Source organism: Nostoc sp. (genome assembly GCF_035638895.1).
Classification (GTDB): Bacteria; Cyanobacteriota; Cyanobacteriia; order Cyanobacteriales; family Nostocaceae; genus Nostoc.
In genome coordinates, this window is sequence record NZ_DASQZC010000017.1 from 1 (window position 1) to 9803 (window position 9803).

A 9803-nucleotide genomic window follows, 5' to 3' on the forward strand; every position below is an offset into this window, starting at 1 on the left:
TCCCGATGAAAATCTTCAAAAGAAAGTGCTAGGATTTATCCAAGCCATTGTATTTTATAAGTTTCCCAATCTTACTTTAGAGGAAATTGAAGCTATGCTCGATTTAGATGCATTCAAAAATACTCGATTGTACGAGAGTATCGTGGAAAAGACAAAGCCGAAAACAGAACTAGAAACAAAATTGAAATTAGTCCCAAAATGTGTTGAGAAAGGTATGAGTATTCAAGAAATAGCAGAATTTTTAGAACTAGATGTTGAAATTATCAAGAAATATCTGCAAGAACAGTATTAGTGGTTCACAATATCGGGACTTACGGAACTGCTACATACATATATTAGGAGCAATTGAAACCATGTTTGATTTAGATGAATTTACAATTACTCGATTGTACAAGAACATCTGGGAAAAGAGTAGATTGAAATTAGCCCCAAAACTTAGAGATCGAGGTATGAGTGTTCAAGAAATGGCAAAATTGCTAGAAATAGATATTGAAGTTATCAGGAAATATCTGCGAGAAAGCTTTTAGCGGTTAAGAGTATCTTTGACAAGTGTTGAGCGCATAGTACCGTAGGCATTTGGCGTAGGCGTAGCCCGTCGCAGACATCGCTCACTATCTGGCGTAGCCAATCAGAGTTTGTTATGCTATATTAAGCGTAGTCGTTATGAGTTTATATATTTTCATGGCTAACACAACTGTAGAAAACTTGGTAATTATCGGTTCTGGCCCAGCAGGATACACAGCAGCTATTTATGCCGGACGCGCTAACCTGAAACCCGTTGTATTTGAAGGTTTCCAAGCCGGGGGATTACCTGGTGGGCAACTAATGACAACGACGGAAGTTGAGAATTTTCCAGGGTTTCCCCAAGGGATTACCGGCCCGGAACTGATGGATCAGATGAAGGCTCAGGCGGAGCGCTGGGGGGCTGAACTATATACTGAAGATGTTATATCAGTTGATTTGAGTCAGCGGCCATTTACAGTGCGATCGCAAGAAAGGGAAATAAAAACCAACAGCATCGTCATTGCTACGGGTGCAACAGCAAAACGTTTAGGTTTACCCAACGAACATGAATTTTGGAGTCGGGGTATTTCCGCTTGTGCAATTTGCGATGGTGCAACACCAATTTTCCACGGTGCAGAATTGGCTGTGATTGGTGCTGGCGACTCGGCCGCGGAAGAGTCAATTTACCTGACCAAGTATGGTTCTAAGGTAAATATGTTGGTACGTACCGATAAAATGCGGGCTTCTAAAGCCATGCAAGACCGCGTTTTGAGTAACCCAAAAATCCAAGTGCATTGGAACACAGAAGCGGTGGATATCTTCGGTAACGGCCACATGGAAGGCGTGAAAGTCCGTAATACTAAAACTGGTGAAGAGAGCAAACTGCCCGCTAAGGGTTTATTCTACGCCGTTGGTCATAGCCCTAACACTTCTCTATTTAAAGGTCAGTTAGAACTGGATGAAATAGGTTACGTTGTCACTAAGCCTGGTTCTGTAGAAACTAGTGTAGAAGGCGTTTTTGCGGCTGGGGACGTGCAAGATCATGAGTTTCGGCAAGCAATTACGGCTGCGGGTAGTGGCTGTATGGCGGCGATGTTGGTAGAACGCTGGTTATCATTCACTGGCTTGATTCAAGAATTCCATCAACAGACAGAAACAGCAGATAATGAATTAGAACCTCAGCCAGCTAAAAAGACTGAAGCCGAGGAAGAAGCTGGATTTAAATTGGATGCGACGCGCCATGAGGGAGGTTATGCTTTACGGAAATTGTTCCACGAAAGCGATCGCTTACTCCTTGTTAAATACGTCTCTCCTGGTTGTGGCCCTTGCCATACCCTGAAGCCAATTTTAAATAAAGTGGTGGATGAATTTGACAGCAAAATTCACTTTGTGGAAATTGACATCGACAAAGACCGAGATATTGCTGAAAATGCTAATGTGACAGGAACACCAACAGTTCAATTGTTTAAAAACAAGGAACTAGTGAAGGAAGTCAAAGGTGTGAAGCAAAAGAGCGAATACCGCCAATTGATTGAAAGTAATCTGTAAGAGAGTAGGGAATGGTTACTGGGAAAAACTTTGCCCAATAACCCATACCCACGACTGTTAGCTTTAATAAGTTAGGCAATAGCATATCCTGTGTGTTGCCTAACATTTGGCGGGTGAAATCCCAAGACAATTTTCTCTTTAGGAATTCCTGCTGCCACTAATTCGTAAGTAACACCATCTTCTGTGTCATCTCGTTGTACCCAAATTTTGCTATCAATAATATCAATATGAACTAAGCAGCCGTGAATTCGCTTAACACCATCCCAGCCTAAAGTTATCAGCAAATAGCTGCCGTTTTCGCTATCAAATACTGCCTTACACTCAATAGCTGCATGGGAATAAGGAATTTGTGTGTAAGGAACTAATACCTCTTTGATGATATGTTGATAATTATCTAAGGTATCCATTGAATAATCCTCTCAGTTTCTGGATTAAAAACGAGTAGCTTGAGATTCTCAGTTTCTATTAAAAGTGTACCAATCGGTTCCTCAAACAAGGCTGTAAATACGCTGTCGCGCACTGCCAAATATAATGTTCTTTTTGGTTCGAGGCGATGGATAACAGCACGGTACATGATAAATCCCCCAATAGCATCTTTGAGGTCTGCCATTTCTGAGGGACTAATAAAACTTTTAATTTCTACAGCTATTTTTTTACTTCCTTGTTCTGCGGCTAAGAGTTGTTTAGCTCCTAAATCTACATACATATCTTTTTGACCCCACTTTAAATGTAGTGGGTCATCTGTAATTATCCAGCCTTCTTTAACTAAGGCATTCTTAACAGCGTTATGATAAATATCTCTTGCAGGCATCTCAAAGTATTGTGGTAACACTTGGCTAGTAATTTATCTCTAGCAAAAATAAGGCATAATTTCACCTCTAACTCAGTCTAGCCCTGTATCCACCGTGAAGCAGCCGGACTTTTATTCACGATGTTTACGCAATTCCCTATCTGATATGTAAAATAGTCAGCGTATCAAGCTTTGCTCCAGGCGATCGCTTTATGGCCATTACAAAACGGCGACTACCGACATTTTTACAGTTTGGCAAAAGTCTCAATCTTTCGCAAAAACTCATGCTTATCGGGTTAGCCATTACCCTATTTTTCATCTTCCTGGCATTCTTTGCTCCCGTATTGCAGGCTTGGGGATGGCTGCAAAACCCCAAAGATTTTCTCTCTAATCCAATTCACGAGGCACCCTCAGCTAAACATTGGTTTGGTACTAGTCGTTTGGGTTATGATGTGTTCTCCCGGACGCTGTTCGGCGCTCAAGCTGCTTTGCAGGTGGTGATTTTGGCAACAGCGCTGAGTATGATTATCGGTGTGCCTTTGGGGATGCTGAGTGGTTATCTCGGCGGTAAATTGGATAAAGTGTTGCTGTTTATTATGGATAGCATCTACACTCTACCGGGACTACTGCTATCTGTGACACTGGCGTTTGTGGTGGGGCGTGGGATATTAAATGCAGCGATCGCTATTAGCATTGCTTACATTCCCCAATATTATCGCGTTGTTCGCAACCACACCGTGAGCGTGAAAACTGAAGTGTTCATCGAAGCTGCTCAAGCAATGGGCGCTTCTACTTGGGTTGTGCTTTCTCGTTATCTGTTTTTTAACGTCATTCAAAGCGTACCCGTTCTATTTACACTCAACGCTGCTGATGCAATTTTGGTGTTGGGCGGTTTGGGCTTTTTGGGGCTAGGACTTCCCGAAGAAGTGGCAGAATGGGGACATGATTTAAAACAAGCCTTAGAAGCTCTACCTACTGGCATTTGGTGGACTACACTTTTCCCTGGTTTAACCATGACATTCATGGTGGTAGGGTTATCACTACTTGGTGAGGGGTTAAATGAATTTGTCAATCCCCGGTTACGAAGAGAAAATAGAATCCGAAAGTAGTCATTGGTCATTAGTCATTAGTCATTAGTTTTGGACAAAAGACAAAGGACAAACGACATAGACGCTTCTGCGGCTTCCCGCAGGGTAGGACAAATGACAAATAAACAATAGAGAGATTTGTATGAAAGATAATCTAACGTTAATTGCTGCCGCTACTGGCGGGTTTATCCTTTCTGTTGCTCTTGCTGGTATCTTAAGAGGTGCGCCAATTACAGCTTGGCAAGAGCGATCGAGTGTTTATAGTATGACTGTTGCTAATTTACGACTCGCACCCAATAGAACAGAAAATTTAGAATATTTTCGTGGCAAATCCTAAAACCCTAAGTACACATTTGCCTAAAAGTCTGACAAATTGCTGATTTTGAACTTGATAATAGGTAATAACTGTTCACCAATGCCCCATGACAAATGACAAATGACAAAATTCAAGTAATTGGCATTGATGTGGGGGGAACAGCAATTAAGCTGGGGCGTTTTACACCCGACGGTACTTGTCTGCAATCCTTGACTGTGGCGGCTCCCCAACCGACAACACCAGAGGCTGTGCTGGCGGTGATCGTAGATGCGATCGCTCAAATTGATCCAGATAATCAAGCTGTTGCTATTGGTGTTGGAACTCCTGGCCCATCCGATGCAGCAAGACGCATTGCTAAAATCGCCATTAACTTACCTGGATGGATCGATGTCCCTTTAGCAGACTGGTTAGAAGCTAAAACTGGCAAACCTACTGCGATCGCTAATGATGCTAATTGCGCTCTTTTGGGAGAAGCTTGGCTAGGAGCCGGTCGCGATTTTCAAAATCTGATTCTGCTAACTTTAGGTACTGGGGTTGGTGGCGCAATTATCCTTGATGGCAAACTATTTGTTGGACATCAAGGAGCCGCCGGGGAATTAGGTTTAATTTCATTAAATCCTGATGGCCCAATTTGCAATAGTGGCAATCAAGGCTCTTTGGAACAATATGCTTGTGCTACTGCAATTCGCCGTCGCACTCTCAAGGAACCCGTCGAATTGGGTTTTCTTGCCCAACAAGGAGATACCGCAGCATTGACTTTTTGGCGAGAATATGGTAAGTATTTGGGGATTGGTTTGACGAGTTTAATTTATGTACTTACACCGCAAGCGATCGTGATTGGTGGCGGTATAAGTGGCAGCTTTGAATTTTTCATACCAGCAGTGAAGGCAGAAATTGAGAAGCGAGTTCAGCCTCTATCACGGGTGGGTTTACAAATATTGCCTGCCGAGTTAGGTAATTTTGCAGGGATAGTAGGTGCAGCAAAATTGGCATGGCAACACTATTCAGAATTTTAAATTATGGTTCAAACAATCCCAGATAGAGATATCAGTCTTTACGAATTAGAAGAAAAATTTGGTTTGCAACTTGCTACAGACACCAACTTTTTTCCAGAATGGACAGAAATACCAACTCTGACTGATGCCCAAAAGCAAGCGATGGCGCGAGTGAAAAGCAACTATTTAAATTTGAATAAGCACCGTCTAATGTCAGAAGAGGGGGTAAAGATGGTAGTGCTGTCTCCTTTACTCGATTTAGCTGGGTTTTATCAACTTCCTTTTGAAATTGAAACCGAGACTTCTGTTGAGATTTCTGCTGAAGACGAGAATTTTATCGTTAAAGGAAACATTGATGTTCTTGTCATCCAAAAACGTTTTTGGGTACTTGTCATCGAATCTAAAAGCAGTAAATTTGATGTGATGACAGCCCTACCTCAAGCACTCGCTTATATGCTTGATCGTCCAAATCCTGCACAACCGACTTTTGGTTTACTAATCAACGGTAGGGAATTTGTTTTTGTTAAATTGATTCAACAAGAACATCCTTGGTATGCACGATCTTATGCGCTATCAATTGAACGCGATTCAGAACTACACCAAGTACTCAGTGTATTGAAGCGCCTTGGAGAATTAATTCGTAATTCGTAATTCGTAATGACGCTCGCGGACTCGCTACCGCTACGCTAACGTAATTCGTAATTCTAAGATAAAGAATATCCTGTTGCTTTTTTAACGTATTTTACAACTTTTTCATAAGATTCAGGATTACTCACAGGGTTTATGATGATGGGGATAGTGCCATCTGGCAACCAAAAAGTTATCCTGCCATTCGGTTCATGACAAAAAGAACTGATGCAGTTGAGATTAATTACATATTCGTTTTTATCGTAATAGATTTTTACCCAGTGGGCATGATCTAATTCCAATCCAGTCACACATTCTAAATAATCGAGGATCTTTTGATAGTCTTCCAAGCTACTTTGCGGGTTAATCACTATCGGAATGGCACTATCGGGTAACCAAAAAGTAACCCTGCCGTTCAGTTCATAACAAAAAGCATGGACACGTTCAAAATTCACTACATATTCTCTCCTTTCGTAAAGGATTTTCACCCAGTACGCCACAACATTTCCCCAAGTCCGAAATTTACGAATGATGCACCCTGTATATCCAAATCTACTGAAGCCTTAAGTTAATGTTGCAATTAATTAGGAATTGTTATGACACCTCCAATGGTGTTGGTGTACCTAAAGTTGAAAGAGAAAGAGCGATCGCTGCTTGAATAAACCCTTTAAATAAAGGATGAGGGCTACTGGGGCGCGATTGAAATTCTGGGTGAAATTGGCAAGCAAGAAAGAATGGGTGCTTGGGTAATTCCACAATTTCAACTAAGCGTCCATCGGGAGAAGTACCACTAATCACATAGCCAGACTTTAACAACAAATCGCGGTAAGCAGTGTTGAACTCATACCGATGTCGATGTCGTTCATAAATTACATCTTCTTGATAAAGCTTGAAAGCCAGTGTATCAGGAAGAACACGGCAAGGATATAGCCCTAAGCGCATTGTACCCCCTAAATCGACTACTTCCTGCTGTCCTGGCAATAAATTAATTACCGGATCTGATGTATGAGGGTCAAATTCAGCACTATTAGCACCTGTTAATCCCCCTACGTGCCGGGCCCATTCAATTACAGAACATTGCATCCCCAGACATAAACCTAAAAAGGGAATTTGGCGATCGCGGGCGTATTTAATGGCGGCAATTTTGCCATCCACCCCCCGAACTCCAAAACCTCCTGGCACAACTACCCCATCGACACCTTTAAGATAAGTTTCGGCTGATCCAGTTTCCAAATCTTCTGAATTCACCCAACGCAGGCGCAGTTTGCCAGAAGTGGAAATTGCCGCATGGTTTAATGCTTCTACTACAGATAGGTAGGCATCACTTAACTGCACATATTTACCAACAATGGCAATTTCTAACTCATGCTTGGGACTATGTAACCGTTGTACCAAGGTTTGCCACTGCGTCAAATCTGGTTTGCGCTGTTCCATTTGCAGCAAGTTCAGCACTTGCTCTGCCATTCCTTCCCGTTCCAGATTCAAGGGTACTTCATAGATACTTTTAGCATCTTGGGAGGTTATGACGCATTCTTCCGGCACATCGCAAGATCCAGACAATTTCTGCTTTAATCCCTTGGGTAAGGGGCGATCGCTCCGACAAACTAAAATATCTGGTTGAATGCCAATGGATCTGAGTTCTTTGACTGAATGCTGTGTCGGCTTCGTTTTCATTTCACCCGCAGAAGCAATCCACGGTACCAGCGTTACGTGCATGTACAGCACATTCTGCCTTCCTACCTCTTTGCGGAACTGGCGAATTGCTTCCAAAAACGGCAGTGATTCAATATCTCCCACCGTACCGCCGATTTCTGTAATTACTACAGAGGGGTTTGTACTTTTAGCAACTCGCAGAATCCGCTCTTTAATTTCATTAGTAATATGAGGAATAACCTGTACAGTGCCGCCATTGTACTCTCCGCGCCGCTCTTTATTGATAACTGCCTGGTAAATCGAGCCAGTAGTTACACAATTCAACCGCGACATCGAAGTATCGGTAAAGCGTTCGTAATGCCCCAAATCCAAATCTGTTTCCGCACCATCCTGGGTAACGAATACTTCCCCATGCTGAAAGGGACTCATTGTGCCAGGATCGATATTGATATAAGGGTCAAGTTTGAGAATCGACACGGAATATTCGCGCGACTTGAGCAAACGTCCTAGACTTGCTGCTACAATGCCCTTACCAATACTGGAAACTACGCCCCCAGTTACAAAAATAAACTTAGTCATACTAGTTTGAATTTTTAACAACTTCTAAAAATACATCCCGTCATTGTGCCACAGTTATTGTGGTGTAATCTTCTGTGATTGAGCTTGTGAAAAACCTTTTAGGATTAGTAATATTAAGCTGTATTGTCACCTCCTCTGTAGCACTGGCAGAGCCATCTCTTAAAGTCGTTTTTCCTGAAACAAGCTACCAGACGAGTTCCCAAAAAATCTTCTTTCTGGGGACTGCACCACCAGATGGTCAGGTTTTGATCAATAGTAAGCCAATTACTCGCAGCAAAGCTGGTCATTTTTCCCCTAGTTTCCCCTTGCAATTGGGGGAGAATCTTTTTACTGTGCGTCACGACAATCAAGAACTCCAGATTAAAGTGACAAGGCTTCCCACCGATCCTGAGCTACCACAGGGGTTAGCCTTTGCTAAAGATTCCCTGGCTCCCGCAGTTGACATTGCCAGACTACCGGGAGAAATAATTTGTTTTAGCGCGATCGCACCCCCTAATGCTAATGTCTCTGTCAAGTTGGCTAATCAAACTATTGCCCTTCCACTCCAACCTCAACAGGCACAACTACCAAGTAATTTGGCAGCTTTGACAGGGCAAAATCAGCCTTATGCCCAGTCTAGCGTAGGCAATTATAAAGGTTGCACCACAGTGGCAATAGCCGCCGATTTGGGACAACCTCAGTTTCAACTGACGCTCAATGGCAAGACGATAACTCAACCAGGGACTGGTAAAATTCAAATCCTTTCAAGAGCAGAGTTGCCAGTTTCTGAGGTTATAGTAGAGTCAGGCGCTGCTCGCACTGGCCCAAGCACCGATTATTCCCGACTTACACCACTGCCAAAAGGCACACGCGCAACAGTAACAGGTAAGGAAGGTGAATGGTTGCGTCTAGACTATGGCGCTTGGATTAATAGTAAAGAAACCCGCATTCTCCCTGGTGCAGTTCCCCCACAGACAATAATTCGCAGTGTCGGATACCGTCAACTCCCTGGTACGACAGAAATAGTTTTCCCCTTACAAGTTCCCATACCTGTGAGCGTGCAACAAAGTGAGGGTGCTTTAGCTCTCACTCTCTACAATACCACTGCCCAAACGGACATTATTCGTCTGGATGATGACCCCCTAATTTCTCGCCTAGATTGGCAACAAGAGGCTCCAGAACAAGTAAAATACACCTTTAACCTCAAAAAAGCTCAACAATGGGGATATAAACTGAGATACGACGGTACAACCCTGGTTTTAGCTTTGCGTCATCCGCCGAAAATTGGTAACACAAAACGCAAGCCTTTAGCTAATTTCAAGATTGTACTTGATCCTGGGCATGGAGGTAAAGAAACTGGTGCCAGTGGCCCAACTGGATATTTAGAAAAAGATGTAAATTTGGTGGTATCCAAGTTGTTGCGGGATGAGTTGGTGAAGCGAGGAGCAACGGTAGTGATGACACGGGAGGACGATCGCGAACTTTCTTTAGTAGAACGTCAGGCAATTATCAGTCAAGAAGAACCTGCGATCGCTCTTTCCATACACCACAACTCCTTACCCGATGATGGCGATGCCGAAAAAACTAAGGGATTCGGCACTTTTTGGTATCAACCCCAAGCCCACAATCTCGCAATATTTTTACAGAACTATGTAGTCAAAAAACTCAGCAGACCTTATTATGGCGTGTTTTGGAACAACCTAGCGCTGACACGTCCGGCGGCT

The 9803-nt window shown here is 43.0% G+C and carries 11 protein-coding genes; 7 read left to right on the forward strand and 4 right to left on the reverse strand.

Annotated elements, in window-relative coordinates:
• Positions 1–292: DUF2887 domain-containing protein (locus VE944_RS00465; RefSeq protein ID WP_324970830.1), on the forward strand; the 292-nt coding region annotated here is incomplete at its 5' end.
• 389 nt (positions 293–681) lie between these two features.
• Positions 682–2052, forward strand: a complete 1371-nt coding sequence (gene trxB, locus VE944_RS00470; RefSeq protein WP_324970832.1) for a thioredoxin-disulfide reductase — start codon at positions 682–684, stop codon at positions 2050–2052.
• Positions 2053–2123: 71 nt separating this feature from the next.
• Here trxB and VE944_RS00475 read toward each other — a convergent pair whose 3' ends face one another.
• Positions 2124–2459: a XisI protein gene (locus VE944_RS00475; protein WP_190943471.1), complete on the reverse strand. Its 336-nt coding sequence runs from the start codon at positions 2457–2459 to the stop codon at positions 2124–2126.
• A complete protein-coding gene (locus tag VE944_RS00480) occupies positions 2447–2863 on the reverse strand; it encodes a XisH family protein (protein ID WP_324970836.1) in 417 nt (138 codons plus the stop codon). Before VE944_RS00480 ends, VE944_RS00475 begins: the two co-directional genes overlap by 13 nt.
• A 191-nt stretch (positions 2864–3054) precedes the next feature.
• Between VE944_RS00480 and VE944_RS00485 the strand changes: the two genes are divergently transcribed.
• From VE944_RS00485 to VE944_RS00500, 4 genes are all read left to right on the forward strand, one after another.
• Positions 3055–3951 (forward strand): ABC transporter permease, encoded by an 897-nt coding sequence (locus VE944_RS00485; RefSeq protein WP_324970838.1) that lies wholly within the window; start codon positions 3055–3057, stop codon positions 3949–3951.
• 121 nt (positions 3952–4072) lie between these two features.
• Complete coding sequence (locus VE944_RS00490) at positions 4073–4267, forward strand: hypothetical protein (RefSeq protein ID WP_229552986.1); 195 nt, start codon at positions 4073–4075, stop codon at positions 4265–4267.
• Positions 4268–4359: 92 nt separating this feature from the next.
• The gene (locus VE944_RS00495; RefSeq protein WP_324970841.1) at positions 4360–5262 is read left to right on the forward strand and encodes an ROK family protein; all 903 of its coding nucleotides are present in this window, start codon (positions 4360–4362) and stop codon (positions 5260–5262) included.
• 3 nt (positions 5263–5265) lie between these two features.
• A complete protein-coding gene (locus VE944_RS00500) occupies positions 5266–5892 on the forward strand; it encodes a type I restriction endonuclease subunit R (protein ID WP_324970843.1) in 627 nt (208 codons plus the stop codon).
• Between the two features lie 53 nt (positions 5893–5945).
• Here the strand turns inward: VE944_RS00500 and VE944_RS00505 are convergent, their stop codons facing one another.
• Positions 5946–6368 carry a hypothetical protein gene (locus VE944_RS00505; protein ID WP_118164385.1) on the reverse strand — a complete coding sequence of 141 codons (423 nt, stop codon included), beginning with the start codon at positions 6366–6368 and terminating at the stop codon, positions 5946–5948.
• Between the two features lie 94 nt (positions 6369–6462).
• Positions 6463–8100 carry a CTP synthase gene (locus VE944_RS00510; protein WP_324970848.1) on the reverse strand — a complete coding sequence of 546 codons (1638 nt, stop codon included), beginning with the start codon at positions 8098–8100 and terminating at the stop codon, positions 6463–6465.
• An 86-nt stretch (positions 8101–8186) separates the two neighbouring features.
• Between VE944_RS00510 and VE944_RS00515 the strand changes: the two genes are divergently transcribed.
• On the forward strand, positions 8187–9803 hold a 1617-nt coding region (locus VE944_RS00515), incomplete at its 3' end, for an N-acetylmuramoyl-L-alanine amidase family protein (RefSeq protein ID WP_324970850.1).

Bases quoted from the DNA above. Each gene is read 5' to 3' on its own strand.
- trxB (WP_324970832.1), top strand. From the start codon at position 682: ATGGCTAACACAACTGTAGAAAACTTGGTAATTATCGGTTCTGGCCCA.
- VE944_RS00475 (WP_190943471.1), bottom strand. From the start codon at position 2,459: ATGGATACCTTAGATAATTATCAACATATCATCAAAGAGGTATTAGTT.
- VE944_RS00480 (WP_324970836.1), bottom strand. From the start codon at position 2,863: ATGCCTGCAAGAGATATTTATCATAACGCTGTTAAGAATGCCTTAGTT.
- VE944_RS00485 (WP_324970838.1), top strand. From the start codon at position 3,055: ATGGCCATTACAAAACGGCGACTACCGACATTTTTACAGTTTGGCAAA.
- VE944_RS00490 (WP_229552986.1), top strand. From the start codon at position 4,073: ATGAAAGATAATCTAACGTTAATTGCTGCCGCTACTGGCGGGTTTATC.
- VE944_RS00495 (WP_324970841.1), top strand. From the start codon at position 4,360: ATGACAAATGACAAAATTCAAGTAATTGGCATTGATGTGGGGGGAACA.
- VE944_RS00500 (WP_324970843.1), top strand. From the start codon at position 5,266: ATGGTTCAAACAATCCCAGATAGAGATATCAGTCTTTACGAATTAGAA.
- VE944_RS00510 (WP_324970848.1), bottom strand. From the start codon at position 8,100: ATGACTAAGTTTATTTTTGTAACTGGGGGCGTAGTTTCCAGTATTGGT.